Consider the following 26,898-nt stretch of genomic DNA (forward strand, 5'->3'; position numbering starts at 1 on the left):
GCGTTCAGCTCCTCTCCGAGGTGCCGCGCCCCTGCGGGGAGGTGGGCGGCAGCGGGTCGGTGCGGGAGACCTGGGTCTCCGGATAGGCGACGTGGCCGGGTGCGACGGGGGGTGCGGGGACCTCGTCGATCGTCTCGGCGTGCTCGATGCGGCAGGCGCACACCTTGTACTCGGGGATCTTGGAGCGGGGGTCGAGGGCGTCGATGGTGAGCGCGTTGGCCGAGGTGGGGACGGGCCAGTGGTACGGGACGAAGACGGTGTCGGGGCGGATGGCCTCGGTGACCAGCGCGGGGAACACCTCGCTGCCGCGCCGGGTGGTGACCCGGACCGGTTCGCCGTTGCGGAAGCCGTGGGAGGGGTGGAGCTCGGCCCAGGGGCGCGGGGTCTGTTCGACGAGGGCGCCCAGGCGCCGGGTCTGGTTGCCGGAGAGGAAGTGCGCGACGGTCCGCCCGGTGGTGAGGCTCATGGGGTACTCGTCGTCGTACGGGTCCATCGGGGCGTGCCACTCGACGACCTGGAGATGGATCCTGCCGTCGGGGTGGTAGGTCTTCCCGTCCTCGAAGAGCCGGGGGGTGCCGGGGTGGTCGGTGGTGGGGCAGGGCCAGGCGATTCCGCCGGTCTCCTCCAGGCGTTCGTAGGTGATGCCGTAGTAGTCGTTGACGGTGCCGGCGGAGGCGATCCGCAGTTCGTCGAAGACCTCGCGGGAGCCGGCGAAGGCGAACTTGTCGCCCGCGCCGAGCCGCCTGGCGAGTTCGCACATCACCCAGGTGTCGGTGCGTACGCCGGGCGGCGGGTCCTGGGCCTTGTTGTGCTTGACGACCCGGGCCTCGGCGTTGGCCATCACCCCTTCGTCCTCGGCCCAGGTGGTGACGGGGAAGACGACGTGGGCGTTGGCGGCGGTCTCGGAGAGGAAGAAGTCGAACTGGGCGTGGAACTCGGTGGTGTCGTACCCGTCCTTGACCACCCGGTAGTTGGGGAGGGAGACGAAGGGGTTGTTGCAGATGCCGATCAGTCCGCGGATCTCGCCGCGCTGCATCTGCCAGACCATCTCCATCATCGAGGTTCCGGCGGGCGGGAGTTCGGACTCCTCGATGCCCCAGATCTCGCAGATCTGCCGGCGGTGCTCCTCGTTCATGATCGAGCGGCCGCCGGGGAGGAGGTCGGCCTTCTGCCCGTGTTCCCGGCCGCCCTGGCCGTTGCCCTGGCCGGTGATGGTGCCGTACCCGGCGCCGGGCCTGCCGATCTGGCCGGTGGCGGCGCAGAGGTTGATCACGCTGAGGCAGTTCTCGACGCCCTGCGAGTGGTGCTCGATGCCCCGGGCGTGCCAGGCCATCGCCCTGGGCGCGCGGGCGAAGGCGCGGGCGACCTGGACGATCTGTTCGGCGGGGATGCCGCAGATCCCGGCGGCGCGGGCCGGCGGGTACTCGGCGACCTTGGCCTTCACCTCCGCCCAGCCGGTGGCGTGGGCGGCGAGATAGGCCTCGTCGGTGAGGCCCTCCTCGACGACGACGTGGAGCACGGAGTTGAAGAACGCCGAGTCGGTGCCGGGCTTGAGCGCGACATGGATGTCGGCGGTGCGGGCGATCGCGGTCTCCCGCGGGTCGACCACGATCAGGCTCGCGCCGCGGTCCCGGGCTCCCCACACGTACTGGGTCATCACGGGGAAGCACTCGCCGACGTTGGAGCCCGCGATCAGCAGGCAGTCGGTGAGCAGGATGTCGGAGAAGGGGTTCCCGGCCCGGTCGATGCCGAAGGCCAGCTTGTTGGCACCGGCGGCGCTGACCATGCAGAGCCGCCCGTTGTAGTCGACGTGCCGGGACTTGAGGGCGACCCGGGCGAACTTGCCGACCAGATAGGTCTTCTCGGAGAAGAGGCTGGCGCCGCCGAGGAGCCCGAAGGCGTCGTTCCCGTAGCTGTGCTGGATGCGCCTGATCTCGGAGACGGTGAAGTCGAGCGCCTCGTCCCAGGAGACCTCGCGGAACGCTTCGTCGCGGGAGCGGCGCAGCAGCGGGGCGGTGAGCCGGTCGGGGTGGTTGACCTGCTGGTACGCGTTGATGCCCTTGGGGCAGAGCCGCATCCGGTTGATGTCGTGGTTGCGGGGTTCGACGCCGAAGACCTTGCCGCCGTGGTCGACGCGGAGGTACATCCCGCACTGCACCCCGCAGAAGCAGCAGTGGGTGGGGACGAGCGTCTCGCCCTCCTGGTCGGCGCGCCATTGGTCGGCGGGGATGCCTCCGGCATCGCGGAAGGCCCGGGTGCCGGGCGGGGCGAGCGACGGGTCGAGCGGTACGGCCGTACGGGGACCGGAGCCGGTACGGGGACCGGAGCCGGTACGGGGGGCGGTGGCGCCGGGGTCGGCCGGACGCGGGTCCGCGGTCACTTGAAGCCCTTCTTCACCTGGGAGAGATAGGCGCTGCCGCGCAGTACCCGCTTGCAGCGCGGGCAGTACTCGGCCCACTCGTCGAAGCCGAGGTCGAGATCGCGCATGGTGCCGCGCAGGTTCTCGACGTACGGCCCGGTGTCGATGGGCTCCTCGCAGCGGCGGCAGCCCTGGACCTCCTCGTCCTGCCGGGCGGTGTACTTGAACAGCTGCATGCCGACCGCGGCCGGGCGCTGGACGATGTGGAAGAACTTCCCGAACGGGATGTAGATGAGGGTGAACACCACCGCCACCATGTGGAGGACGGCCAGGAACTGGTAGCCGCCGCCGTGCAGGAAGATCGAGGAGAAGGTGAGCAGCAGACCGGTCACCGAGATGACGACGAGCGCGATCAGCGGCACCAGGTCGTAGCCGAAGCGCTGCCCGGTGATGGCGCCGCGGTCCTTCATCCGGCGCCACAGGAAGTACGAGGCGCCGGGGATGACGAGCACGGCGGCGATGTCCAGGCCGTGGAACATCAGCCAGCCCAGGACGGAGAGGGAGTCGAAGCCGAGGATCTTGAACCCCCAGATCCGCATCTCGTAGCCGGGGCCCGAGCCGCTGCCGGAGGTGAAGGTGAACCAGCCCCAGGTCAGCGGGAAGGTGATCAGCGCGGCCAGGACGCAGCCCCAGAAGATCAGCTGGTGGGCGGCCCAGCGGGCGTGCGAGCGGGCGCCGAGGAACTTCTGGAAGCCGAGGTAGGTGGCGATCATCCGGGGCAGCGCGGTGGGCGCCTTGCGGAAGTTGGCCACCGAGAAGAAGCTCCGCCAGCCCTGCCTGAACAGCCGCCGGGCGCCGGGGGCGGAGACCCAGACCGTGTAGCGGTGGGCGACGCCGAAGGCGAGGAAGACGGTGGCGACGGCGTACGGGAGGAGGGCGGAGTCGAAGTTCTCCAGGAGCCGGCTGCCGAACACGATGGCCAGGATCAGCAGGACGGAGACGGCGGTCCCGGCCGCGGTCGCGCGGGCGGCGACGGAACGGGAAGCGGCGGCGGTGCGCGTGCCGCCGGTGCCCGGGGCGTCGGCCCGGGGCCCGTCGGTCTGTGCGGGGACGGGTTCGGGGGCGTCTGGCGGCTCGGTCACCCCGCCAACGTAGGCCCGTACATGGCGATTCATCCCGTTTTGCAGATCGGGTGGGTGAATCGTTGCGCCGTCCGGGGGTGTGCCCCCTCCGGCGGGGTGGCGCGCGTCTGGTGTGCTGGCTGCCATGCCTGTCATGACGGCTCGCAGCCGTACCGAGAAGCACCGCGCGTCGACGCCGCTGGAGCTCTTCTTCGACCTCTGTTTCGTGGTCGCGGTGTCCCAGGCGGGCGCGCGGCTGGTCCACGCCGTCGCCGGGGACCACGCCCTGGCCGGGATCGGCGGCTACGCGGCCGTCTTCTTCGCGATCTGGTGGGCGTGGGTCAACTTCAGCTGGTTCGCCTCGGCGTACGACACCGACGACGCGCTGTACCGCGTCGTGACGCTGGTCCAGATCACCGGGGTGCTCGTCCTCGCCGCCGGGGTGCCGCGCGCCTTCGACGCGGGCGACTGGACGGTCGTCGTCGCCGGGTACGTGGTGATGCGGCTCGCGCTGACCAGTCAGTGGCTGCGCGCCGCGCACTGCACCCAAGGCGCCGAGCGGCGGGTCGCGCAGCGGTACGCCGCCGGGATCACGCTGGTGCAGCTGGGCTGGATCGCCATGCTGTTCCTGCCCGGCAACGCCTCCGCCGGGGTCCGCGCCGCCGTGTTCGTCGTCCTCGTGCTCGCGGAGATCACCGTTCCGGCGGTCGCCGAGCGCGACCGGCCGACGAGCTGGCACCCGCATCACATCGGGGAGCGGTACGGGCTGTTCACGATCATCGTGCTGGGCGAGTCGATCGCGTCGGCCACGGTCGCGGTGCAGGAGGCACTGGACGAGCACGACGCGCTCGGCGAACTGCTCCCGATCGCCGCGGGCGGGCTGCTGATCGTCTTCTCCGCCTGGTGGATCTATTTCGCCGTGCCGATCCATGACTACCTGCGCGGAAGCAGGGAAGCGTTCCTCTGGGGGTACGGGCACTATCTGATCCTCGGTTCCGCGGCGGCCATCGGCGCGGGCATCGAGGTCTCGGTGGAGGAGGCCGTGGGCAAGGCCCACGTCCCGACCACGGTGGCCGCCGCCGCGGTGACCCTCCCCTCCGCGCTCTTCCTGTTGACGGTATGGGCGCTGCACGCCCGCCACTTCAAGCGCGACCTCGCGGAGCAGTTGCCGCTCCCCGTGGCCGCGGCGGCCATCCTGGCCTGCACGTTCGTCGGCGGGTGGGCGGTGCTCGCGGCCGGTCTGGTGGCCGCGGCGGCGGTGGCCGCCGGGGTGCTGCTGTCCCGGCGGTCCGTGCCGGCGGCCGGCTGAGCGCGGTGTGCGGGCAGGGCGGCGTGGTGAGGAGCTGCGGATGACGGAAGCACCCCGGGGACCGGCGGAGCGCACCGGACCGCCCGCTGCCGGACCGCAGGACTCCGGACCGCCCGGTGCCGGGCCGCTGGACGCGCTGACCGATGTGGCGGGGCTGTGCGTCGGTCATGCCCGGGTGCCCGGCGAGGGCGCCCTGAGCGGGACGACCGTGGTCCTGGCCCCCGAGGGCGGCGTGGTCGCCGCCGTCGACGTACGCGGTGGCGGCCCCGGCACCCGGGAGACGGACGCGCTCGATCCGCGCAACCTGGTGCAGCGGATCGACGCCGTGGTGCTGACCGGCGGCAGCGCGTACGGGCTGGACGCGGCGTCCGGCGTGATGGCCTGGCTGGAGGAGCGGGGGCGCGGGGTGCGGGTCGGCCCCGATCCGGCGCAGGTGGTGCCGGTGGTCCCCGCCGCCTGCCTCTTCGACCTGGGGCGGGGCGGTGACTGGCGGGCCCGCCCGGACGCCGGGACGGGCCGCGCCGCGGTGGAGGACGCGGCGGGCACGGGGCCGGGGGCGCCGGTCCCCGAGGGATGCGTGGGGGCCGGTACGGGGGCGGTGGCCGGTTCGCTCAAGGGCGGCGTGGGCACCGCGAGCCTCCGGCTGCCCTCCGGGATCACGGTGGCCGCGCTCGCGGCGGTGAACGCGGCGGGTTCGGTCGTCGATCCGCGCACCGGCGTGCTGTACGGGGAGTACGGCGCCGCCGGAGCACCGGCGCACCACCCGGCGCCCGAAACCGTGCGTGCGGCGGAGGAGCGCCTGGCCGGGCTGCGGGAGGCCAACGCCCGGCCGCCGCTCAACACCACACTGGCCGTGGTCGCCACGGACGCCGACCTCACCCGGGCACAGGCGCAGAAACTCGCGGGCACGGCGCACGACGGGCTCGCGCGCGCCGTGCGCCCGGTGCATCTGCTCACCGACGGGGACACCGTCTTCGCACTGGCCACGGGCGCCCGGTCGCTCGCCCCGGGCGGTCCGGCGGCGTTCAACGAGCTGCTGGCGGCCGGGGCGGAGGTGCTGGCGCGGGCCATCGTGAAAGCGGTCCGCGCGGCCCACGGCGTCGACGCCCGCCCCGGCGGCGGCTGTTACCCCTCGTACAGCGATCTGTACGGCATACGGGCGCGCGCCTCGCCCGCGCCGGAGGACGGGCCGCCGACTCCCGACTTGCCCGCCGGGTAGGGAAGTTCGGACGTTCGGACGAACCATCAGGAACCATCTTTGCGCGCCATACGTTTTCCCGAACCCCGGCCACGATGTCGGCCCCAGGGACTACGTTAAGCACGCAGCAAGTAACACGCGGCAACGGCCTGGAGACAGCACCTTGAGCGATCCGTACGAGACAACCGAGCAGCACCTCGACCGACTCCTGCGACGGGCACTCAACTCTTTCGACCTGCCCGACAGCACGGTCGAGAGACTCGGTACCGCGCTCGCCCACAGCAGTTCCCTGCACTCCTCGCACCACAGTTCCGTGCTCCACCGCGAGACCTACCGCCACACGTACCTCCTGTCGGACGGCACGGCGTTCAGCCTGTGGGAGCTGGTGCACGGCGGGCCGCGGAGCACGGCCGACCCGCAGGCGCGCACGGAGCCCGGCCTCACGCACCACGAGCTGTACGACGACGAGGGCGACGCCCAGGTGGCCGCGGCCCGGCTGGCTGGCAGCCTCGGCGACGTCCCGGTCTTCGCGGACGACGCGGTCCAGGCCGACCTGGAGACGCTCTCGTTCCTGATGGCGGCTCCCCCGGCCCCGCTCCCCCGGGAGTACGCGCCGGACAACTCCGCCGACCACGCCCGCCGCGTCCTGCGCCGCGCCGAGAACAACGACGGTCCCGGCGAGGAGACCGCCCGGCTGCTGCGTGCCGCCTTCGCCCACCACATCACCCAGGTCTGCGGCCGCCACTGCCAGGTGGAGGGGCGGGACGCCGGGTTCACCCTGTACGAGCACGCCTTCCTGCTGCTCGACGGCAGCGAGACGAGCCTGTGGGAGGTCGAGCACACGGCCACCCCGGACGGCCGCCACATGTGCGAGGTGTACGGGGACGAGGACACCGCGCGCGGCGTGATGGAGAACCGCACCCACATCTGCTGACCGGGGTCGCGGTCCGCGATCCGGTCGACGCGGACATGCCGGTGCCCGCGCCCCGGAGCGGGGCGCGGGCACCGTGTTCCGGCGTGGAGGCCGGTCGTCAGGGGGTGAGCGCGGGCTTCCTGGCGTCCTCGACGCCGTCCGTCGCCGCCCCGGCGGTGTCGGGGGCGATGCCGGCGGCGCCCGTGTCGGGCCCGTCGCCGCCCTCCAGGTGCTGGCGCGGCCGCGCGGGCAGCGCGAACATCACCAGGAAGATCACCGCGAGCACACCGGCCACCCACCACAGCGAGTGGCGGAACGCCTCGGCGAACGCCGGGCCCACCTCCTGCGGCATCAGCCGGTCGCCGATCGCGCCGAGGAAGACGACGGAGACCAGTCCGAGCCCGAGCGCGTTGCCCATCTGCTGCACGGTGTTGATCAGTCCGGAGGCCGAGCCGGCGTGCTCCTTCGGCACCTCGGACAGGACCGCGTCGGTCAGCGGCGCCACGATCAGGCCCATGCCGAGTCCCATGACGACCAGCGGCAGGATCATCTGCCAGGGCGTGATCGCCATGCCGTAGTGGTCGGACTCCCAGATGTAGATCAGCAGGCCCGTGACCATCAGCAGCGCACCGGCCTGGAGGACCTTGCGGCCGAACCGGGGCACCAGCTTCTGCACGGAGATCCCGGCGGCGACCGAGACGGCGACCGAGAACGGCACACCGGTCAGACCGGCCCGCAGCGCGCTCCAGCCGAGCCCCATCTGCATGTACAGCGTCCAGACCAGGAAGAAGATGCCGAGCCCGACGCCGAAGGTCAGCTGGACGGCGATGCCCGCGGCGAAGCTCTTGACCCGGAACAGGTCCAGCTCGATCAGCGGCGATCCGCTCCGCCGCTTCTTGGCCCGCTCGAACAGCACCAGGGCGAGGAAGACCAGCAGGCTGCCGGCCATCGAGAGGTGGCCCCAGAGCGGCCAGCCCAGCTCGTGGCCACGGGTCAGCGGGTAGATCAGCATCAGCATCCCGAGGGTGACCAGGAAGACGCCGACCAGGTCGAGCCGGAGCGCCTTCGGGGCCTTGGACTCGGTGATGAACTTCCGGCCGAGGAGCAGGCCGGCGATGCCCACGGGCAGGTTGATCAGGAAGATCGGCCGCCATTCGAGACCGGCGATGTTCCACTCGGTGAGCAGCGCGCCCAGCAGCGGTCCGGAGACCGCGCCGAGGCCGACGATCGCGCCGAAGAGGCCGAAGACCTTGCCGCGCTCGTGCGCCGGGAAGGTGGCGTGCACGATCGACAGCACCTGCGGGACCATCAGCGCGGCGGTGCCGCCCTGGAGGATGCGGGAGGCCACCAGCATCTCCGGGTTGACGGCGAAGCCGCAGAGCGCGGAGGCCAGGGTGAAGCCGCCGATGCCGATGAGGAACAGCCGCTTGCGGCCGTAGATGTCACCCAGGCGGCCACCGGTGATCAGACCGGCGGCGAAGGCCAGGGCGTATCCGGCGGTGATCCACTGGATCGAGGTGAACGAGGCTCCGGTGTCCTCCCGGATGCTCGGTATCGCGATGTTGACGATCGTGACGTCGACCAGGTCCATGAAGGCCGCGGTCATCACGATGGCGAGCGCGAACCAGCGCCGCCGGTCCGACGGGTCCGGGGACGCCGCGGGTCCGGATGGAGCGGACGACAGAGATGAGGAGGAAGTCATGGGGACAACCTAGACAGCCATTAGGTCAGGGAATGACCCAATGGGCCATCATCCTGATGGGACGCCCGACACACCGGGCGACCCGTCCCTGGGTGCCCGAACACCGGCGGAAGGCCAGCCATGACCGACACTCCGGCACGACTGCTGAACCTGCTGTCGCTCCTCCAGACGCCCCGCGAGTGGCCGGGCAGCGAGCTGGCCGAGCGGCTCGACGTCAGTCCGCGCACCATCCGCCGCGACATCGACCGGCTGCGCGAGCTGGGCTATCCGGTCGAGGCCACCCGGGGCTCGGTCGGCGGCTACCGGCTCGTCGCGGGCGCCGCGATGCCGCCGCTGGTCCTCGACGACGAGGAGGCGGTGGCCATCGCGGTGGGGCTGCGGGCGGGGGCGGGGCACGCCATCGAGGGGGTGGACGAGGCGTCCGTACGGGCGCTGGCCAAGCTGGAGCAGGTGCTGCCGTCCCGACTGCGGCACCGGGTCTCGGTCCTGCAGAACGCGACGATGCCGCTGGCCAGGGGCGACGGCTCGACCGTCGATCCGCGGACACTGACGGTGATGGCGGCGGCGGTCACCGGGAAGGAGCGGCTGCGGTTCTCCTACCGGGCGGGCGACGGTACGGGGACGAAGCGGGAGGCCGAGCCGTACCGGCTGGTCAGCACGGGGTGGCGGTGGTATCTCGTCGCGTACGACCTCGGGCGCGAGGACTGGCGCACGTTCCGGGTCGACCGGGTCAGCGAGCCGTTCGCGACCGGGGCCCGCTTCACGCCGCGCGAGCTGCCCACCGGGGACGCGGCGGAGTTCCTCGCCGGGTCCATCACCCGGCGGCAGCCGGAGCTGGCGGTGGACGTGAGCTTCGCGGCTCCGGCCGAGTTCGTCGCCGCGCGGCTGCCGGGGTCGATGAGGCCGCTGGAGCGGACCGGGGAGGACGGCTGCCGGCTGCGGGCGGTGCTCGCGGACTCGCTGGAGTGGGTGGCGCTCCGGCTGGCACTGGTGGACTGCGAGTTCACCGTGCACGAGCCGCCGCAGCTGGTGGACCACCTGGCCCGGCTGGGCGCCCGCCTGACCCGCGCGGCGAACCGCTGAAGGGACCTCGGCGGCGGCCCCCGTACGCCTGTCCGGCCCGCGGAGGAATCAGCCCGGACCAAAGAAATGAGCCCCGGCGCCAGGGGGGGGGTGGGCGCCGGGACTCAGCTCGGGGCGGGTCACTCGAAGCGACCCATTTCATATGTTACTGGATGAATCGGTCAGGCCGCAGCGTCAAAGCCCGTGTCGTGGGCCATTCGCTTCAGCTCCAGCAACGCGTGCTTCTCGATCTGGCGGATCCGCTCGCGGGTGAGGCCGTGCTGCTTGCCGACCTCGGTGAGCGTCCGCTCGCGGCCGTCCTCGATGCCGTACCGCATGCGGATGATCGACGCCGTGCGGTGGTCGAGCTTGCCGATCAGGTCCTCCAGCTCCTCGCTGCGCAGCAGCGTCAGCACGGACTGCTCGGGCGAGACCGCGGAGGTGTCCTCCAGCAGGTCGCCGAACTGCGTCTCGCCCTCGTCGTCCACGGACATGTTGAGGCTGACCGGATCACGGGCCCAGTCCAGCACGTCGCCCACGCGCTCCGGCGTGGAGTCCAGCTCGGCCGCGATCTCCGCGTGCTCCGGCTCGCGGCCGTGCTCACGGTTGAACTCGCGCTGCACCCGGCGTATCCGGCCGAGCTCCTCCACCAGGTGGACGGGGAGCCGGATCGTGCGGGACTGGTCGGCTATGGAACGGGTGATCGCCTGACGGATCCACCAGGTGGCGTACGTGGAGAACTTGAAGCCCTTGGCGTAGTCGAACTTCTCGACCGCGCGGACCAGGCCCGCGTTGCCCTCCTGGATCAGGTCGAGCAGGGGCAGCCCGGCCCGCGGGTAGCGGCGGGCCACGGCGACGACGAGCCTCAGGTTGGAGCGGATGAATACGTCCTTGGCGCGCTCGCCGTCGGCGACCAGCGCCTCCAGCTCCTCACGCGTGGCCCCGCCCGCCTCGCTGTCCACCTCGCCGTCGAGTATCCGTTGGGCGTAGACGCCCGCCTCGACGGCCTGTGACAGCTCGACTTCCTTCGCTGCGTCGAGCAGGGGCGTTCGCGCGATCTCGTCCAAGTACATGCCGACCAGGTCGCGATCGGCGATCTCTCCGCCCGAGGCGCGAACACTGCTCGCCCGGCTGGTCCCAGAGGTGGCGGACGAACGACGGGCGACGGCACGGGTTGCCATGCGTGCTCCCTTGCTGAGTAGGTCGCGACACCCTCCCGGGTGCCCTGCATCCGATGGAAACAACGACTGGAATCCGGACAGAATTCCCACGCCTGGCATTCATTTTCTCGATCATGCAGTATCCTGCGCCGCGACATGACGGCGCGCATGCGGAAATGCCCTGCGGAACCGCAGGTCAGGCGGGGCTTCGCGAGCGTTCCGACGGCCCCCCGGAACGCTCGCCGCCCACCGTCACATGAGACCGCGCTCACACATCCAGGCCCCCTCGCCTCCTGAACGGCGGACGCCCCACTCGCGTTCCCGCCAGGAGAGACGGCCCGGCCCACTCCCGGGTTGCTCGTACGGCCCCGGGACCCGGGTCGCAGGACACCGGGCCACAGCCCTAAGCCCTGAGCACGGGGCGACCCGGGACCGTGGCCCGTTACACCGCGTCCGGCCCGTACCTAGCGTGTTTCCGTATGGAGAACACATCGAGCGACCACACATCGAGCGACCGCACCGGCACGCTGGACGAGGCGCTGGAACGGCTGCACGCCTCCGGGCCCGAACACGGCGGCTGGCTCAGCAACCACGCCCCGATGGCCGTCGAGGCCCTGGTCAGGCACGGTCAGGCACCGGCCGTCCACCACTGGCTCGACGGCTACCGGCACAAGCTGGAGGACATGCCGGACACCTCGGCCCGGGTGACCGCCGGCAACTGGCGCGAGGCGCTCGGCGACCCCCGCCGGGTCGCCGACTGGACGGAGTACTTCGTACGGGAGACCGGGGAGCGCCCCTGGCGGGAGGTGCTGGCCGAGTGGTGGCCCCGGCTGCTGCCCGGCATCGCGGCGGGCGCCACCCACCCGGTGATCCGGGTCGGCCACTCCGTACGCACCCTGCTCGCCGGGGAGGAGACCGCGCCCCGGGTCGCGGAGCTGGCGCACGGGCTCGGTTACTGGGCCGCCCGCCATCAGCCGCTGCCCGCGCTGACCCCGTTGGCACCCGCCCGGTCCGCGGCGGCGGCGCTGGACGCGGTGCCTCCCGTTCCGGACCAGAACGGCGGCATCCGGGACCGGCTGGCGCAGCTCACCGCGTTCCCGGTCTGGCCCGGCGAGGTCACCGGCGACCCGGACGAGGCGCGGGCCCGGCTGACGGAGCTGGTCACGGCCGCCACGCACCGGTACGCCACGCACGGTCACGGGGAGCCGGTCATGCTGGTGCACGCGGCGACCGCGCCCAACGCGGTGCTGCGCGCCCTGCCCGCGCTCCCCCGCGCGCTGTGGGCGCCGAGCACGGCTGCGGCCTGGGCCGCGAGCGCCGCGGTCACCGCCGCGTACGGCCCGGCCGAGGCCGCCCCGTACCGGCCGGCGGGCGCCTCCGCCGAGGAGCTGTTCGCGCGGGCGGCGGCGCACGGCGACGACCACACCATCAAGTTCACCGACACCGCGCTGGACGTCGGCGACGCGACGGCCCTCGCCGCCGCGCTCCGCTCGATCGAGCTGAACCCGCCGGTCGGGTAGCGCGGGAGGGGCCCGCCGGCCGGACAGAGCCGACGGGACGGCTCAGCCGAACTGCACCGAGCGCTTCGCGAGCCCCATCCAGAAGCCGTCGATGACGCTGCGCCCCTGGTCCAGCTCGCCCTCCGAGGCACCGAGCGTCACGAAGAGCGGCGCGAAGTGCTCGGTGCGCGGGTGGGCCAGGCGGCCGGCCGGGGACTTGTGCTCGAAGTCCAGCAGCGCGTCGACGTCCTGCGCCTGGAGCGCCCGGTTCCCCCAGTCGTCGAACTCCGCCGACCAGCCGGGGACACCGCCGCCGGTGTGGCGCAGGGCGGCCAGGTTGTGGGTGAAGAAGCCGCTGCCGACGATCAGCACGCCCTCGTCGCGCAGCGGCGCGAGCTTCCGCCCGATCTCCATGAGCCGCTGCGGGTCCAGCGTCGGCAGGGAGATCTGGAGTACGGGGACGTCGGCGTCCGGGAACATCTCGACGAGCGGGACGTACGCGCCGTGGTCGAGCCCGCGGTCCGGGATGTCCTGGACCGGCGTACCGGCGCCGCGGAGCAGTTTGCGGACGCTCTCCGCCAGCTCCGGGGCGCCCGGGGCGGCGTACTGGACGCGGTAGTAGTGCTCGGGGAAACCCCAGAAGTCGTAGACGAGCGGGACCCGCTCCGTGGCGCCGAGCGCCAGCGGGGCCTCCTCCCAGTGGGCGGAGACCATCAGGATCGCGCGCGGGCGGGGCAGCTCGGCCGACCAGGCGGCCAGCTCGCCGGGCCAGACCGGGTCGTCGGCCAGCGGCGGGGCGCCGTGCGAGAGGTAGAGGGCGGGCATGCGCTCCGCGGTGACTGTCATGGCACTCCCCATCCGTCGCCGATCCGGGTAAGTCTTCTACTGGCGGGTTTTTGAGAAGGAAGCATTCTTTAATCTTCAAGCTTCCTTCGTCGGAGACCTTAGCCCTATCTAGTTCAACATTCAAGAAAAGGTCGTAGAGTGGAGCACATGACCACGGCATCCACCGGTGAGCCCCGCTGGCTCTCCGCCGACGAGCAGCACGTCTGGCGCGCCTACCTCCATGCCACCACCCTCATGGAGGATCACCTCGACCGCCAGTTGCAGCGCGATGCCGGTATGCCGCACATCTACTACGGCCTGCTCGTCCAGCTCTCCCAGGCCCCCCGCCGCCAGAAGCGGATGACGGAGCTGGCCAAGGACGCCAAGATCACCCGTTCGCGGCTCTCGCACGCCGTCGCCCGGCTGGAGAAGAACGGATGGGTGCGCCGCGAGGAGTGCCCGTCCGACAAGCGCGGCCAGAACGCGGTCCTCACCGATGACGGTTTCGAGATGCTGCGCCGCTCGGCCCCGGGCCACGTGGACGCCGTCCGCCAGGCGATCTTCGACCGGCTCACCCCCGAGCAGGCGGACTCGCTGGGCGAGATCATGCGGGTCATCGCCGCCGGCCTGGAGCCGGAGGGCACGGACGCGGACCTGCCCTGGCTCCGCTGACCGCCGCGCACGAAAGCGACCCGGCCCGCGTACGGCCGTGACCCGGACCTCCGTGCGTACGACCGCGCCCCGGCCCCCGCGTGCACGGGGACCGGGGCGCGGCGCGCGTTCACCCGGCGGGTCAGTGGGCGACGACCGGCACCCGCACCTCGTCCTCGACACCGTCGGCGCCCGCCCCCGGGCCTCCGGACGCCGGGCCCGACCCGGGACGGCCCGCGTCGATGAAGGTCACCGCGATCGCGGAGGCGGCCACCAGGATGCCCACCGCCCACCAGATGGCACCGGTGAAGCCGTGCACCATCGCCTGGAGCTTCAGCAGCTCCGGGTCCCGGGCGCCGAGCGCGGCGTGCGAGGAGGCGTACGCGGTCGCGGCCGAGGCGGCGATGGTGTTCAGCAGCGCCGTACCGATCGCGCCGCCCACCTGCTGCGAGGTGTTGACCATCGCGGAGGCCACCCCGGAGTCCCGGGGCTCGACACCGTGCGTGGCCAGGGACATGGCCGGCATGAACGCCGTACCCATGCCGAGACCCAGCAGCAGCTGTCCGGGCAGGACGACCGCGGCGTACGAGGAGTCGATGTCCAGCCGGGTCAGCAGCAGCATGCCGACGGCGGCGACCAGGAAGCCGGGGCCCATCAGCTTGCGGGCCGGGACCCGGGTCATCAGCCGGGCGCCGATCTGCGTCGAGCCGGTGATCATGCCCGCGATCATCGGGAGGAAGGCGAAGCCGGTCCGGATCGGCGAGTAGCCCCGCACGACCTGCAGGTAGTACGTCAGGAAGAGGAACAGCCCGAACATCGCGATTACGGCGAGCCCCAGCGAGAGGTAGACACCGCCCCGGTTGCGGTCCAGCACCACGCGCAGCGGCAGCAGCGGCGACGCGACCTTGGACTCGGTCAGCACGAAGGCCAGCAGCAGCACGGCGGCGGCGACGAACATGCCGATGGTCAGCCCGTCCGACCAGCCCGCGGACTCGGCGCGGGTGAACCCGTACACCAGCGAGACCAGGCCCAGCGCGGAGAGCACGACGCCCGGGATGTCCAGCGCGGAGCGGTTGCGGCTGCCGGCCGGCTCACGGATCACGAAGTAGGCGCCCGCCGCCGCGACGACGGCGAACGGGATGTTGACGAAGAAGGTCCAGCGCCAGTTCAGCGCCTGGGTCAGGAAGCCGCCGAGGATCAGTCCGACGGCGCCGCCGCCCCCGGCGATCGCACCGTAGATGCCGAACGCCTTGGCGCGCTCCCGGGCGTCGGTGAACATCACGGCCAGGAGCGAGAGCGCGGCCGGGGCGAGCAGCGCCCCGAACACGCCCTGGAGTGCGCGGGAGCCGAAGAGCATGGCCTGGTTCTGCGCGGCGCCGCCCAGCGCGGAGGCCAGCGCGAAGCCGACCAGACCGACGACGAAGGTCCGCTTGCGGCCCCAGAGGTCGGCGATCCGGCCGCCGAAGAGCAGCAGCCCGCCGAAGGCGAGGGCGTACGCCGTGATGACCCACTGCTTGTTGGCGTCGGAGATGTGCAGGGCGGTCTGCGCGTGCGGCAGCGCGATGTTCACGATCGTGGCGTCGAGCACCACCATCAGTTGTGCCAGGGCTATGAACGCCAGGGCCTTCCAGCGGCTGGGGTCCGGGAGTCGGAGGTCGGCTGTTTTCGACATGGGGGTATCCACCTAGGAACGCGCGTGTACGTCGTGTACGTGAGTCGAGTTACGTAAGTCGTGTACGTGGGTCGTGTGCGTGGGACGTGTACGTGGGGTTATGCGTGCGAGGAGTCGTCATGGACCGGCGGCACCGGTGAAGTCGGCGGCCGGTAACGGGAGTCGGGAGTACGGGCTACGAATGCGGGCGGGCGTGGGAGGGCTGCCCCGCGGCGCCTCGGCTGCCGGGGGTGGAGGTCGGGTCGGGGATCAGGGCCGGTGCCGCAGATCCTCCAAGGTCGCTGCCGTGCCCGGGAGTTCGGACCGGGCCGGGGCCCGGAGTCCGTCCAGGAACAGCTGCAGATGGCGGTGGGCGAAGCGGTCGATGTCCGGGCAACCGGTGCCGGGCAGCGGCCGGGTGAGCTGGGAGAGGGCGACGATCACGTCTCCGACGGCGATGTCGGTGCGCAGCCGCCCCTCGTCCATGGCGCGCGTCACGAGCCCGTCGACGGCCTCTTCGAGGTGCCGGCGCTCGGCGAGCAGGTCGGGGTGGTCCTTGTCGAAGCCGCCGGAGAGCATCGGGCACAGGGCCCCGATCCGCTCGTCGGCCGCCGCGTGCACGAAGCGGCTGAGCGCGGCGAAGGCGTCGGCCTCCTCGGCCGCCGCCTCCCGCGCCCGTTCGGTGGTACGGGAGGTGACCGAGAGCACGACCTCGTGCACCAGGGCGGCCCGGTCGGGGAAGTTCCGGTAGAGCGTGGCGTTGCCGACGCCCGCGCGCCGGGCGACCTCGTCGAGCGGGACCTCGGGGCCGAACTCGACGAACATCTCGCGCGCGGCCGTCACGATCCGCTCGCGGTTGCGCAGGGCGTCGGCCCTCGGGCGGGCCGGCCGGGACGCGGCCTGCCGGGAGGGGCCCGGACGGGACGGGGCGGCTCCGGCCGTGGTGCTGCTGGCGGTGTCCATGACGACCGTCCCCTTCCCTGTTCCGTGGGACCACCCGGGGGTGGCCTCGTTCTCCCTCGTACGCCCCGGCACAACCGGGGAGTGCTTCCCCGTTTCGCGGGGGCACGGGTGCAAACGGGGAAGCACTCCCCGGTTATTTCCCACCCCCGCCGTGACCCGCGTCACACCTTCGCGGCGGAGAACCAGCCGAACGGCGCACCCAGCGAGCGCCCGCGCACCACCCGCAACAGGCTGAACCGCAGAGCGCAGTCAGGGTCGGCCGACTGCCGCGGACCCCGAGGCGCCTGCATGGAGAATCCCCGCCGCCGGATACGCGACCACCGCCGCCCGCTCGTGCTCGCCTCCACGACAGCCCTGGTCATAGCCTCCCTGGCCACGGCCAGCAGCATCCTCCCGGACTCCGACCGGGCCTCGGCGGGACCGGTCTCCACCACCAGCGCCGCGGGCATATCCCCGTGCCGAATACCGGCGACCATGGGCGTACAGATGTCGGAGGGGATGCCGACACCGACGGGATACGCCCGCTCGACGGGCCGGATACGCGCCCTCAACCTGATGATCGACTTCCCGGACGCACCGGGCTCCGGTCCGGCGATGAGCCGGTACGCGGAATTCTTCCCGCAGACCACCCAGTGGTTCCGGACCGCCTCGTACGGGCGGCTCGACTACCGCCCCGACGCCCCGCTGAAGACCTGGCTGCGGATGCCCCGGCCGTTCTCCGCGTACGGGATAGACCGGGGATCACCGTACGAGCCGGGCTACCGCAAGCTCGTCAAGGACCTCGTCTCCGTCGCCGACCCGAAGGTCGACTTCGCCAAGTACGACCTGGTCAACGTGTTGGTCACGCCGAACGCCGGCCCCTCCGCACTGGACACCGTGCTGTCCGTGACCTTCTCCGGCAACAACGAGGCCCCCCGGGCGGACGGCGTCCCGCTCGCCAACACCTCGTTCATCTACAGCCGCCAGGACGACGGCTCCGGCTCGTTCGCCCGGGACGGCTACCGCGTACTGCCGCACGAGAACGGCCACGTCTTCGGCCTCCCCGACCTGTACACGCCCACCGGCGGCGGCGCGGTCGGGCACTGGGACATCATGTCCGAGGACTGGGGGGCCAACAACGATCTGCTGGGCTGGCACAAGTGGAAGCTCGGCTGGCTCGACAACAAGCAGATCAGCTGCGCCGCCCGCCCCGGCGTCACCGACCACCTGCTCCGCCCGCTGGCCGCCAGGGGCGGCACCAAGCTGGCGTTCGTCCCGCTGAGCGACACGACCGGCTACGCGGTGGAGGTGCGCGCCCCGGGCGGCAACGACCGGGCGATCTGCCGCCCGGGGGTGCTGATCTACAAGGTGAGCTCGGACGTCGACACCGGCCAGGGGCCGGTCTCCGTCATGGACAGCACCAAGGGCAGCGCCGGATGCACCCGGCTGCCCAATGTGCACGCCGAGCTCTCCGACGCCGCCTTCCTGCCGGGCCAGACCTTCACCGACAAGAAGCACGGCATCCGGATAGCCGTGGTCGACAAGGACGAGGACGGGAACTACCGGGTCCGGATATCCCGCCCGTGAACCCTCCGGCGACGGGCCGGGGCGCCGGAGGGCGGTCGCCAGCGGGCCCGCATCGGCGGGCGGGCGTCAGTGGAGGGTCATCAGTGGCCGGGCGTCAGTGGGCGGGCGTCAGTGGGCGGTCGCGACCAGGCGTTCCAGGCGGCTCTCGGTGACGGGCTCGGAGGCCGTCGCGGCGATCCGCCCGCGCGGGTCCACGATCAGCGTGACGGGCACCCCGTGGGTGGCCAGCACCCCCTTGGGCAGGTTGAGAAGGCGCTTGCCGCTCGGGTCGAGGACGTTCGGGTACGGCATGTCGTGCTTCTCGGTGAAGACGCGGGCCATCTCGGAGGAACTGTCCCGGCTCAGCCCCACGACGGCGGCGTCGCCCCGCTCCGCCGCCTTCCGCTGGAACCGGGCCAGGACCTCGGCCTGCTCGACACAGGGATCGCACGAGGAGGCCCAGGCGGTGATCACGACGATCTTCCCGTCGAAGTCGGACAGCCGCACCGGGCGGCCGTCGAGCCCGATGCCGGTGTAGTCCGGTGCGCCGGGCCGGTACGCGTTCTCGATCGTCAGCGTGCCGTTGTCGCCGCGGTGGTAGCCCTTGGGCGTCCCGGGGCTTCCGCCGGCCGTGATCGCCGCGATCAGGGCTCCGACGCAGGCGAGGGCGGCGAGCAGGGGGACGATGGGGCGTTTCAGGAGTTTCATGGGGGTCCTTGGGGGCGGCGTCGGTCAGGCGCCACCCGACGTCCGGGCCGGGGGTTCCCCGTGCGTGCTGAAGAAACGGACGGGTCCGGACAGCCCGTACCGAACCCCCCGTACCGAACGTTTCCGTTGGGCACTCAGAACCGTACGCCCACCCCAACTTCCGCCCGCTACCACCCCCTTGCCCGGCCGGTCGCCGGGCCCGCCCGCCGCGACCCGGCGGAGGGCGCCCCGGTACGGTGAACACGACCCGCGATCCGGGCCGTTCCCGTACCGCGCGCCGCCGGGCAGGACCGCCGACGGCGGCGCGTCCGATCCGTCCACTGGAGGATGAACATGCGTCTCGCCGATGCCCGTGTGGAGTGCGTGACCGACATCGCCGCCCCGCCGCAGCGAGTGTGGGAACTGGTCTCGGACATCACCACCTCCACCCGGTACAGCCCGGAGCTCCAGGAGGTCGAGTGGATCGACGGCGCCGAGGGCCCGGCGATCGGCGCCTGTTTCGCCGGCCGCAACCACAACGAGATGCTGGGCGACTGGCGCACCGTCAGCCGCATCACGGAACTCTCCGAGCAGAACACCTTCGCATGGGCGGTCGTCTACGGGGACACCCCCGGCGGCGACCCGCTCTCCATCTGGACGTACACCCTGGAGCCCCTCGCCGACGGCACCGCCACCCGCCTGCGCCACGGCATGACCCTCGGCCCGGCCCAGGGCCCGCTGAACGCGTACGTGGAGAAGCACCCGGACCGCGAGGAGGAGATCGTCGGGGGCCGCATCGGCCTGCTCCGCACCGGCATCGAGTCCACCCTGGCCGGCGTCAAGGCCGAGGCCGAGGCCGACACCGCACACTGACCCGAACGCGGGCCCCCGCCTCCACCCCGGGCCACCACGCCGCGGAAGCCGCGATCGCGCACCGGCGCCGCTTCCACCCAACCGCTACACTATCGGCGGTGGCCCGGGCCTTGATCGACCCGCCCGCCACAACCTTGTCGGCAGTCGACCCGAATCCCCTTGCTCTCCGCACAGGCTTTCGGACACACTTCCGGCGCATCCCCGCCTCCGTAGCTCAGGGGATAGAGCACCGCTCTCCTAAAGCGGGTGTCGCAGGTTCGAATCCTGCCGGGGGCACAGCACTAAGGGCCAGTTCAGAGGCTTGACCCTCTCGAACTGGCCCTTTGTCGTGATCGCGGCCGTGCCACGCACGTGCCGCAAAGTCCGCCAGGAGTCCACGTCCCCCCTGGCGCTGGCGGATCATGGCTCCCAGTCGATCAGCGATGGCACGGTCCCGGTCAGCCGTCATGTGCTGGTGGATCAGTGCGGCGCGGGCAGACTCCAGGATGGACGGGGCGCCGTACGCGAGTGCCGGCCGAATCGTGGCGAGCGCCGTGGGCTCCGATCCCGTCAGCTGATCTGCGACGGGGGTTGACTCTCTAGCAGCGTGTCGACCGTGACCGTACCCGTCAACGTGCCGGTCAGCCATTGCGAGAGGCTAATGCCCTGGGGCCAGTGCTCTCCTTCATGGGTGCACCACATGGGGCCCGCAGGATCGCGGAAGTCGACCAGCGACCAGATCGTGCAGCCCCAGTCGTAGATCGGCACCAGGCCGGCAGGGATGCGGCCGGACGGGTCGGGGCCGTCCTCGTACAGCTCGGCGATGTCCGCGAGGTTGCCTTGTGCGGGCCCCCCGCGCACACCCAGGATTCCCTCGTCGGGGCCGAATCCGCCGTTGGCCACTTCGATATACAGGCGCCGCAACAGCGGAGGCAGAGGAAAACCGATGACCTTTTCCGCCTCGACGACATCCTTAGGCGCTGCGGGCGGCGGGAAGGTCCCCGTCTCGGCCACGGTTCGCAACGCCTCGACAACCTCATCGTCAGTCACCGGCTCAGCCTCTCAATTCGGAGCGGTGGAGGCTATCCCTTCGAGTGATCATCTCGGCTGTGGAAAGCCTGATCACAGCACTTTGGGGGCGGGTTTCTACTTGGGGGTCGGCCATCCATGCGACCACCATCACCAGGGGTGGCCTTCCCGTCCGTTCGAAGGCCCTTGAAGGCTCCCCGGGCATACCACCTTCTTCTTGCTGCGGAGCGCGCTGGGCCCCGGTGGCGGGCTGGAGTGCATCTGGCTGACTTGCGCTACGACGGTTTTCAAGGATGCTGGCCGGCTGCATCGGTGCCCAGATCCGCAGGCAGGTGAGCCACCAACAAACTGATGGCATCCTCAGCCGTCGCGACCTCTCCGAGGGTCGCGTAACCGGCCGTGTGGACGCGGTATGGCGGCTCCCCCAGCACGACAAACGACAGATCATCAGTCGGAGGCTCAGGCCACGGGGGAGCATCGCGGATGAACTTGAGCGTGCTGTGGGTGTGAAATGGGAAGAGGGCGCGTAGCACGGGTTCCGCGTATGCGGCAGCCGCGATGGGCGGCAACGAATCGTCGAAGCAGCCGCGGGTCATTGGCCGACGCTCCAACAGCCAGGTCCACGCGGTCTCAGCATCAGGGGCCTCGGGCATGAACGTACGATCTTGCATCCAATGGACGATTGGCAAGGTCTCCATGGCGGTACAGCAGATCCGTACCGCAACCCCAGTAACCGCTCCCGTCCAGTGGCATACCTCTGAGGACCCGTAGCGGCCGGAATGGCCACTGCTGACCGATCCGGCTAGAGCTACAGATCAGAAGCTTCGCCGTGCCACAACCGCGCCAGATCGAGCGGGGACTCACGGGGAACCCCGGTTGCCGACGGCGATCACAGCCAGCAGGCGCCGAAGTCCACGCCCCGCAGATCAGGCCCCAACTCGCCCCACCTCGCTCCTAAAGCGGGTGCCGCAGGTTCGAATCCCGCCGGGGGCATCAGTTCAGAAGGGGTCCAGACCTGACGCAACGGCGCCGGTGGCTGCCGAGCGAGGCGCCTCCTCAGTGAACGTCCATGGTGATGCTGATCTGCGAGTGGCCAAGGATCTCCATCACCACCCGGGGCGCCACTCCGGTCATGAGTGGCGGGGGCGTGCCATGGGGGCGTCGTGAACCGTCGGCCTGACCGGTCAGGCCTTTATGATCTTGTGGGTCGGCTGAGGGGAGAGGCAGATGAGCCGCCGCAAGGTGACCCGTAAGGTCACCGCAGCCGTGGCCGCGACGGTGCGGGAGTGGCGCGACGAGGAGGGGTGGGGTGTACTCGACTCGCCCGAGACTCCGGGAGGGTGCTTCGGCCACTACGCCGACATTCAGGCACCCGGATTCCGCACGCTGACACCGGGGCAACAGGTGGATCTCGTCTGGGAAGCACCCGGGTTCAAGCAGGACGGGTACGACTACCGCGCGGTCAGCATCACTCCCAGGTCCGTCTGACATCCGCACCTGGCGTCAACGACCGCGAACGTCGCCGCCTGTCGAAGCGACCTGCGTCGACGCGGCTGCCGCTGTCGATACGGGTGCGCCCCGGCCCTGGGTCGTCAGCGCAGTTCTTCCGGGCAGGGGGTGCCGGGGGAGATCTGGTACGGGGCGCCCAGGCGGTAGACGCCGGCGCGGGGGGCGAGGAGTTCCGTCCACTCGTCGCCGTCCGCGTCCTCCTCGACCTTGAGGAGGCAGCCGTTGGTGTTGACGAAGGTGCGCGGGGTGCCGTTGTCCGTGCGCCGCTTGGACTCCTCGGTCTCCTGCGGCCGCTCCACGCTCCGGCCCTCGGCGTCGATGAGGGCGAGCCAGCGCGAGTACGGGACGCGGATCAGGACCCGGCCCGGCTTCTTCACGTGGATGGTCAGTTCGCCCGCGCCCGCGCGGTCCACCGTGGCCGGCGGGTCGGCCAGCGGCACCGGGCGCTCCACCGCGTAGAGCCGCCAGTTGCTGTCGGACCACACCGGTTTCAGGTACGGCAGCCCTCCGTCGACGAGCTCCGCCTCCCGCACCGCGCCGCTGGAGTCGGGCCTGCCCTTGGGCAGCACCACGTAGTGCACGGCCCAGCGGTCGAGCCACTGGCGGTAGTTGGCGGAGTTCAGGGTGTCGTCGTAGAAGAGCGGGTTGCGCTCCATGTCGGCCTGCCGGTTCCAGCCGCGGGCCAGGTTGACGTACGGGGCGAGTGCGGACGCCTCGCGGTGGCTGCTCGCGGGGACGACCTCGACCCGGCCCTTCTCCGCGCCGACCTGTTGCAGCTGGTGGACGAGGGGGGCCAGCTCGCGCGCCCAGGAGGCGGTGGGGGCGGTGCGGACGATGTCGTCGACGCCCTTGAAGCCGATCCAGAAGTTCAGCCCGGCGAACGCGATGATCAGCGCGTACCAGCGCCGGGAGCGCGGCACGGTGTAGGGCAGCGCGGCCAGCAGCACCACTCCGGCGTACAGCATCGCCATCCGCGTGATGTTCGAGCCGATCTGCGAGTCGATGACGTACGTGAGCAGCGTCCCGATCCCGTACACGGCGGCGGCGGTGCGCACCGTCCGCCAGTCGCGCGGCACCAGGACGAAGACGAGCGCGGAGAAGAGGAACGGCAGCGAGAGCGTCGCGATCGACATCGGCTGCGTGCCGGAGAACGGGAACAGCAGCGCCGACAGCGCCACCACCGCGACCGGGGCCAGCCCGATGGCGTACGCGCCGGGGCGCCGCTTGTGCAGGAAGAGCGCGGCGGCGACCACGCCCAGGAAGAGCCCGGCCACCGGGCTGCTCGCGGTCGCCAGCCCGGCGAGCGGCGCGGCGACGGCCGCCTTGGCCCACCGCTTGTACCGCCAGCGGTACGGCCAGCAGAACACCGCGGCCGTGGCGCCGACCGCGAACATCATGCCGAGCCCGAAGGTGACCCGCCCGGAGAGCGCGTTGCACAGGTACGCGAAGACCCCGGCGAACGAGCAGGCCAGCGGGTTGCGGACGGCCCGGACCCGGACCAGGATCAGCGCGGTCAGCGCCGCCGACACCGTCCCGGCGATCATCATCGTGGTCCGCACGCCGAGCACGGACATCACGTACGGCGAGACCACGCTGTACGAGACGGGGTGCATGCCCCCGTACCAGGCGAGGTTGTACGCGGTGCCGGGGTGCCGCCCGACGAATTCGGCCCAGGCGTCCTGGGCCGCGAGGTCGCCGCCGCTGTTGGCGCCGAGGAAGAACCAGAGCACGTGCGCGACGGCCGCGACGATCGTCGTCAGCAGGACCGGGTGGCTGCGGCACCAGTGCGTGAATCCGGTGGAGGGGGACGGCGGGGTGCGGTCGCCGGGGTGCCTCGCGCCCTCGGTGCGCTTTGCGTCCGCAGCGCTTTTCGCGTCCTCGCCGGGCTCCGCCCGTCTCGGCTCAGCAGTGGTCACTGCGCATCTCCCCGTCCTTGTCCGGACCATGATCGGAGCCGACGGCGTACCGCGCGGGCCTTGTCTGCCGGAAGACGCGCCCCAGCATCCACACGTTGTCTCCGGGACGCTAGCACGCACCGTTTTACTGGCCGAAAACAGCCGTCTGGAATTGGCTTGCCCGGAAATGACCGGGTGGACCTCACAGCCGTGCCCCACAGCGCGGCGGGCGCTGCGGGGCACGGGTGATACGGGGCCGGGAACCCGGCCCGTCCGGGTCGGCTGATGTGGGTCAGCCGATCCGGGTCAGCTGATGCGGGTCAGTTTCTGGCTGAGGCCGGGGGCCTTCAGGGCGCTCTGGAGGGCCACCGGTGCGCTGACCATGCCGGGTCCGGTCCCGACCGTGACGACGCCCACCTCGGTGCCCGCGGCCGCCTCGTGCGGGATCTCCTTGCCGTTGTCCGACACCGACAGCTCGACCTTGAGCCCCGGCCAGCCCTTGGCCTTCAGGTCGCGGGTCGCGACCAGCGGGGTGTGGCCGCCGAGCCCGTCGTCCACGTACCCGACGACGTCGCCCTTCTTCACGACCCGGGCGGAGGTGACGGCCTTCTGCGCGTCCTTGATCAGCTTGAGGCTGTTGTCCAGGGACATCTTCAGGCTGTCGTACGGCTGGCCGGTGCCCGCCTGCTGGCCCATGACGGCGCCGTAGATCCACAGCTTCTTGCCGTCGACCACGGTGTTCGCGGACCAGAGCAGGTTGCCGCCCGCCGGGGTGGACGAACCGGTCTTGATGCCGCTCACCCCGGGCTCCAGCAGGATGGTGTTGTTGTTGTAGATCGTCTGGTCGATCCCCGGGATGTTGATCTGCGGGGTGTCGACGATCCCCTGGAACACGTCGTTCTGCATGACCGCACGCGCCAGCTTGAGCTGGTCCTCGGCGGTGGAGACGGTCTTCTTGTCCAGACCGCTGGGGTCCGTGTACGTCGTGTTCGTCATGCCGAGGTCCTTGGCCGCGGCGTTCATCTTCGCCACGAACTCCTTCTCGGACGGGGCGTCCCAGCGGGCGAAGAGCCGTGCCGCGTTGTTCCCGGAAGGGATCATCAGCAGCTGGAGGAGCTGCTTCTGCGTGAACTGCTGCCCCTTCCTGATCGGCGCCGTCGACTCGTCCTCGCGCTTGGACTCGTCCTCGGCCTGCTGGTCGACGGTGATCTTCTCGCCCTCCTCCTTGCCCTTGAGGGGGTGGTCCTTGAGGACCACGTACGCCGTCATGACCTTGGCGACGCTGGCGATGGGCGCGGGCTTCTGCGCCCCCGCGCTGCCCATCGAGCCGACGCCGTCCACGGTCACCGCCGACTGTCCCTGCTCGGGCCAGGTGAGGTTCAGCCGGCCGCCGCCGAAGGTGTAGGCCGGGTCGACCGACAGCTTCGGTTCGGGCGTCGGCAGCGGGCGCACCATCTGCACGATCGCAAAGACGACCAGCAGGAGCAGGACCAGCGGCGTCCAGATCTTGACCCTGCGGACGGCGGTACGGACCGGCGTCTCCGGCGGCGGAGGCGTGTTCGTCAGCTCGGCCAGCAGGTCGAGCGGCGCCTTGGGCGGCATCGGCTGCTGCGTGGTCCGCTCGGCCGGGGCCAGCGAGGCGGGCTCCGCCATGGTGGACCCGGCGGGCGCTTCCGGCCGACCCGGCGCGGCCACGGACGCGGACACGGGCGCGGGCGTCTTGGCCTGGGGTACGTCGTCGCCACGCAGGGGGACGAACTTGCTGGTGCGCTCGGGGGCGCCCTCCGGCTTCGACGCGGACTCCGCGTCCGGCTTCGCGTCCGGCTTCGTTCCGGACTTCCTCGCGGCCTTCGACTCCGACGGGGGGATCTTGAGCGCGGTCGTCGGCTGGTCGACCCGGGGGGCGGGCGCCCGGAAGATCGCGGTCGGCTGGTCGACGCCACGCTTGTCGTCGGCGTCCGTGCCGGTGTCGGTGTCGGCGTCCGTGTCGGCGCGCTTGTCATCAGCGGCGTCGGCGTCGTCTCCGGCCTTGTCCTTGCCCTTGTCCTTGCCCTTGTCCTTGCCCTTGTCCTCGGGCTTGGGCTCGGGCTCGGGCTCGGGCTTGTCCTCGGCGGCGCTCTCTTCCTCTTCGGCCTTGGAGTCGGCCTTGGCATCCGCCTTGGAGTCCGTCTTGTCCTCGGGCTTCGCAGCGGCCTTGGTGTCGTCCTTCTCGGGCTTCGCAGCGGCCTTGGCCTCGGGCTGCTCAGGCTCCTCGGCCTGCCCGCCCTCGGACTTCTCGTCCTCGGCCTTCGCCACGGGCTTGTCGTCGGAGTCGACCTCCGCCTCCGCCTCGACCTCCGCCTCGGGCCCCTCCTCACGGGAAGCGGCCTCGGCATCGTCGGAAGCGTCGGAGGACGCCTCGTCCTCTGCCGCGTCCGCGCGCCCCGCAACGCCCTCAGAGGCTTCAGGAGCCGCTTCCGGCCCCTTGGCGCCCGTTCCGGCGTCCGACACCTCGGCGGCCCCCTCGGCGCCCTCGGAGTCCGCAGCGCCCTCGGAGACGTCCTCGCCGCCCCCGGACACGTCCTCCGCGTCCTCGGAGGCGTCCTTCACCGACTTCGTACCGAAGACGGCCGTCGCCGTGTCCGCCTTGCCCTCGTCAGCCGCCGGCTTCGTACCGAAGACGGCCGTGGCCGTGTCCGCCTTGCTCTCGCCGGCCTTCGGCTTCGTACGGAAGACGGCCGTGGCCGTGTCCGGCTTCCCGGATGCCCCTTCGCCGGACCCCGCGTCTTCGGACTCCGCCCGCTCGGCGGGTTCCTCACGGAAGACGGCAAGTCGCGGATCGCTCTCGCTCCGAGCCGTTCCCGACGACTTCTGCTGCTCCGACTTGTCGGGGGACTCGCCCGCCACCGATGCCTCCTCCATACGGCGCGGGAACCCCCCGCGCTGTCCGAACCATCTACCAGTGTCCCGTGGTGAACCACTGGCCCGG

General features: G+C 71.5%; 21 protein-coding genes, 1 tRNA gene and 1 pseudogene. 10 read left to right on the forward strand and 13 right to left on the reverse strand.

The window, feature by feature from the left end:
- Window positions 1-4 precede the first annotated feature (4 nt).
- Window positions 5-2,380 carry a molybdopterin oxidoreductase family protein gene (locus ACIQGQ_RS12320; RefSeq protein ID WP_402394067.1) on the reverse strand — a complete coding sequence of 792 codons (2,376 nt, stop codon included), beginning with the start codon at window positions 2,378-2,380 and terminating at the stop codon, window positions 5-7.
- Window positions 2,377-3,501, reverse strand: a complete 1,125-nt coding sequence (locus tag ACIQGQ_RS12325) for an MFS transporter (protein ID WP_402394070.1) — start codon at window positions 3,499-3,501, stop codon at window positions 2,377-2,379. The genes ACIQGQ_RS12320 and ACIQGQ_RS12325 overlap by 4 nt, the downstream gene beginning before the upstream one ends.
- Window positions 3,502-3,625: 124 nt before the next feature.
- Between ACIQGQ_RS12325 and ACIQGQ_RS12330 the strand changes: the two genes are divergently transcribed.
- The 3 genes from ACIQGQ_RS12330 to ACIQGQ_RS12340 all read left to right on the forward strand — a co-directional run bounded on the left by ACIQGQ_RS12330 (window position 3,626) and on the right by ACIQGQ_RS12340 (window position 6,921).
- Window positions 3,626-4,789, forward strand: a complete 1,164-nt coding sequence (locus ACIQGQ_RS12330) for a low temperature requirement protein A (protein ID WP_402394073.1) — start codon at window positions 3,626-3,628, stop codon at window positions 4,787-4,789.
- A gap of 40 nt (window positions 4,790-4,829) precedes the next feature.
- On the forward strand, window positions 4,830-6,008 hold the full coding sequence (locus ACIQGQ_RS12335) for a P1 family peptidase (protein ID WP_402394076.1): 1,179 nt from the start codon (window positions 4,830-4,832) through the stop codon (window positions 6,006-6,008).
- Between the two features lie 142 nt (window positions 6,009-6,150).
- Window positions 6,151-6,921, forward strand: a complete 771-nt coding sequence (locus ACIQGQ_RS12340; RefSeq protein ID WP_402394079.1) for a DUF6227 family protein — start codon at window positions 6,151-6,153, stop codon at window positions 6,919-6,921.
- 97 nt (window positions 6,922-7,018) lie between these two features.
- Here ACIQGQ_RS12340 and ACIQGQ_RS12345 read toward each other — a convergent pair whose 3' ends face one another.
- Window positions 7,019-8,602, reverse strand: a complete 1,584-nt coding sequence (locus ACIQGQ_RS12345; protein WP_402394082.1) for an MFS transporter — start codon at window positions 8,600-8,602, stop codon at window positions 7,019-7,021.
- 120 nt (window positions 8,603-8,722) lie between these two features.
- On the opposite strand from ACIQGQ_RS12345, the gene ACIQGQ_RS12350 reads away from it, so the two are divergent.
- Window positions 8,723-9,685: a helix-turn-helix transcriptional regulator gene (locus ACIQGQ_RS12350; RefSeq protein ID WP_402394084.1), complete on the forward strand. Its 963-nt coding sequence runs from the start codon at window positions 8,723-8,725 to the stop codon at window positions 9,683-9,685.
- A 161-nt stretch (window positions 9,686-9,846) separates the two neighbouring features.
- On the opposite strand, the gene ACIQGQ_RS12355 is transcribed toward ACIQGQ_RS12350, so the two are convergent.
- Complete coding sequence (locus ACIQGQ_RS12355) at window positions 9,847-10,845, reverse strand: RNA polymerase sigma factor RpoD/SigA (RefSeq protein ID WP_402394087.1); 999 nt, start codon at window positions 10,843-10,845, stop codon at window positions 9,847-9,849.
- A gap of 458 nt (window positions 10,846-11,303) precedes the next feature.
- Between ACIQGQ_RS12355 and ACIQGQ_RS12360 the strand changes: the two genes are divergently transcribed.
- A complete protein-coding gene (locus ACIQGQ_RS12360) occupies window positions 11,304-12,344 on the forward strand; it encodes a questin oxidase family protein (protein WP_402394090.1) in 1,041 nt (346 codons plus the stop codon).
- 42 nt (window positions 12,345-12,386) lie between these two features.
- On the opposite strand, the gene ACIQGQ_RS12365 is transcribed toward ACIQGQ_RS12360, so the two are convergent.
- Window positions 12,387-13,169 (reverse strand): dioxygenase, encoded by a 783-nt coding sequence (locus tag ACIQGQ_RS12365; RefSeq protein WP_402394093.1) that lies wholly within the window; start codon window positions 13,167-13,169, stop codon window positions 12,387-12,389.
- Between the two features lie 138 nt (window positions 13,170-13,307).
- Between ACIQGQ_RS12365 and ACIQGQ_RS12370 the strand changes: the two genes are divergently transcribed.
- Window positions 13,308-13,820 (forward strand): MarR family transcriptional regulator, encoded by a 513-nt coding sequence (locus ACIQGQ_RS12370; RefSeq protein WP_366292565.1) that lies wholly within the window; start codon window positions 13,308-13,310, stop codon window positions 13,818-13,820.
- A 121-nt stretch (window positions 13,821-13,941) separates the two neighbouring features.
- Here ACIQGQ_RS12370 and ACIQGQ_RS12375 read toward each other — a convergent pair whose 3' ends face one another.
- Together ACIQGQ_RS12375 and ACIQGQ_RS12380 are read right to left on the reverse strand one after the other, a co-directional pair.
- Entirely contained in the window at window positions 13,942-15,471 is a 1,530-nt protein-coding gene (locus tag ACIQGQ_RS12375; RefSeq protein WP_402394096.1) for an MFS transporter, read from the reverse strand.
- 249 nt (window positions 15,472-15,720) lie between these two features.
- Entirely contained in the window at window positions 15,721-16,413 is a 693-nt protein-coding gene (locus ACIQGQ_RS12380; protein WP_402394098.1) for a TetR/AcrR family transcriptional regulator, read from the reverse strand.
- 288 nt (window positions 16,414-16,701) lie between these two features.
- Between ACIQGQ_RS12380 and ACIQGQ_RS12385 the strand changes: the two genes are divergently transcribed.
- Window positions 16,702-17,979 (forward strand): M6 family metalloprotease domain-containing protein, encoded by a 1,278-nt coding sequence (locus ACIQGQ_RS12385; protein ID WP_402394100.1) that lies wholly within the window; start codon window positions 16,702-16,704, stop codon window positions 17,977-17,979.
- A gap of 108 nt (window positions 17,980-18,087) precedes the next feature.
- Here ACIQGQ_RS12385 and ACIQGQ_RS12390 read toward each other — a convergent pair whose 3' ends face one another.
- Entirely contained in the window at window positions 18,088-18,666 is a 579-nt protein-coding gene (locus ACIQGQ_RS12390) for a TlpA family protein disulfide reductase (RefSeq protein ID WP_402394102.1), read from the reverse strand.
- A gap of 333 nt (window positions 18,667-18,999) precedes the next feature.
- Between ACIQGQ_RS12390 and ACIQGQ_RS12395 the strand changes: the two genes are divergently transcribed.
- Both ACIQGQ_RS12395 and ACIQGQ_RS12400 read left to right on the forward strand, forming a co-directional pair.
- The gene (locus ACIQGQ_RS12395; protein ID WP_402394104.1) at window positions 19,000-19,518 is read left to right on the forward strand and encodes an SRPBCC family protein; all 519 of its coding nucleotides are present in this window, start codon (window positions 19,000-19,002) and stop codon (window positions 19,516-19,518) included.
- A 203-nt stretch (window positions 19,519-19,721) separates the two neighbouring features.
- Window positions 19,722-19,794, forward strand: a tRNA-Arg gene (locus ACIQGQ_RS12400).
- Between the two features lie 273 nt (window positions 19,795-20,067).
- Here ACIQGQ_RS12400 and ACIQGQ_RS12405 read toward each other — a convergent pair.
- From ACIQGQ_RS12405 to ACIQGQ_RS12415, 3 genes and pseudogenes are all read right to left on the reverse strand, one after another.
- Complete coding sequence (locus ACIQGQ_RS12405; RefSeq protein ID WP_402394107.1) at window positions 20,068-20,547, reverse strand: SMI1/KNR4 family protein; 480 nt, start codon at window positions 20,545-20,547, stop codon at window positions 20,068-20,070.
- A 266-nt stretch (window positions 20,548-20,813) separates the two neighbouring features.
- Window positions 20,814-21,224 carry a DUF6193 family natural product biosynthesis protein gene (locus ACIQGQ_RS12410; RefSeq protein WP_402394109.1) on the reverse strand — a complete coding sequence of 137 codons (411 nt, stop codon included), beginning with the start codon at window positions 21,222-21,224 and terminating at the stop codon, window positions 20,814-20,816.
- A 361-nt stretch (window positions 21,225-21,585) separates the two neighbouring features.
- A pseudogene (locus ACIQGQ_RS12415) lies at window positions 21,586-21,654 on the reverse strand (oxidoreductase); the annotation flags it as partial.
- A 99-nt stretch (window positions 21,655-21,753) separates the two neighbouring features.
- Between ACIQGQ_RS12415 and ACIQGQ_RS12420 the strand changes: the two are divergent.
- Window positions 21,754-22,014 carry a cold shock domain-containing protein gene (locus tag ACIQGQ_RS12420; protein ID WP_402394112.1) on the forward strand — a complete coding sequence of 87 codons (261 nt, stop codon included), beginning with the start codon at window positions 21,754-21,756 and terminating at the stop codon, window positions 22,012-22,014.
- Between the two features lie 104 nt (window positions 22,015-22,118).
- On the opposite strand, the gene ACIQGQ_RS12425 is transcribed toward ACIQGQ_RS12420, so the two are convergent.
- Complete coding sequence (locus ACIQGQ_RS12425; RefSeq protein ID WP_402394115.1) at window positions 22,119-23,951, reverse strand: MFS transporter; 1,833 nt, start codon at window positions 23,949-23,951, stop codon at window positions 22,119-22,121.
- 285 nt (window positions 23,952-24,236) lie between these two features.
- Window positions 24,237-26,816 carry a serine hydrolase gene (locus ACIQGQ_RS12430; RefSeq protein WP_402394116.1) on the reverse strand — a complete coding sequence of 860 codons (2,580 nt, stop codon included), beginning with the start codon at window positions 26,814-26,816 and terminating at the stop codon, window positions 24,237-24,239.
- Window positions 26,817-26,898: the final 82 nt, after the last annotated feature.

The sequence above is a fragment of the Streptomyces sp. NPDC092952 genome (assembly GCF_044754785.1).
In the GTDB taxonomy this organism is placed as follows: Bacteria; Actinomycetota; Actinomycetes; order Streptomycetales; family Streptomycetaceae; genus Streptomyces.

What these genes read in the sequence shown, in the direction of transcription:
- ACIQGQ_RS12330 (WP_402394073.1), top strand. Translation starts at nt 3,626, where the DNA reads ATGCCTGTCATGACGGCTCGCAGCCGTACCGAGAAGCACCGCGCGTCG.
- ACIQGQ_RS12335 (WP_402394076.1), top strand. Translation starts at nt 4,830, where the DNA reads ATGACGGAAGCACCCCGGGGACCGGCGGAGCGCACCGGACCGCCCGCT.
- ACIQGQ_RS12345 (WP_402394082.1), bottom strand. Translation starts at nt 8,602, where the DNA reads ATGACTTCCTCCTCATCTCTGTCGTCCGCTCCATCCGGACCCGCGGCG.
- ACIQGQ_RS12350 (WP_402394084.1), top strand. Translation starts at nt 8,723, where the DNA reads ATGACCGACACTCCGGCACGACTGCTGAACCTGCTGTCGCTCCTCCAG.
- ACIQGQ_RS12355 (WP_402394087.1), bottom strand. Translation starts at nt 10,845, where the DNA reads ATGGCAACCCGTGCCGTCGCCCGTCGTTCGTCCGCCACCTCTGGGACC.
- ACIQGQ_RS12360 (WP_402394090.1), top strand. Translation starts at nt 11,304, where the DNA reads ATGGAGAACACATCGAGCGACCACACATCGAGCGACCGCACCGGCACG.
- ACIQGQ_RS12365 (WP_402394093.1), bottom strand. Translation starts at nt 13,169, where the DNA reads ATGACAGTCACCGCGGAGCGCATGCCCGCCCTCTACCTCTCGCACGGC.
- ACIQGQ_RS12375 (WP_402394096.1), bottom strand. Translation starts at nt 15,471, where the DNA reads ATGTCGAAAACAGCCGACCTCCGACTCCCGGACCCCAGCCGCTGGAAG.
- ACIQGQ_RS12380 (WP_402394098.1), bottom strand. Translation starts at nt 16,413, where the DNA reads ATGGACACCGCCAGCAGCACCACGGCCGGAGCCGCCCCGTCCCGTCCG.
- ACIQGQ_RS12385 (WP_402394100.1), top strand. Translation starts at nt 16,702, where the DNA reads ATGGAGAATCCCCGCCGCCGGATACGCGACCACCGCCGCCCGCTCGTG.
- ACIQGQ_RS12390 (WP_402394102.1), bottom strand. Translation starts at nt 18,666, where the DNA reads ATGAAACTCCTGAAACGCCCCATCGTCCCCCTGCTCGCCGCCCTCGCC.
- ACIQGQ_RS12395 (WP_402394104.1), top strand. Translation starts at nt 19,000, where the DNA reads ATGCGTCTCGCCGATGCCCGTGTGGAGTGCGTGACCGACATCGCCGCC.
- ACIQGQ_RS12410 (WP_402394109.1), bottom strand. Translation starts at nt 21,224, where the DNA reads ATGGAGACCTTGCCAATCGTCCATTGGATGCAAGATCGTACGTTCATG.
- ACIQGQ_RS12420 (WP_402394112.1), top strand. Translation starts at nt 21,754, where the DNA reads ATGAGCCGCCGCAAGGTGACCCGTAAGGTCACCGCAGCCGTGGCCGCG.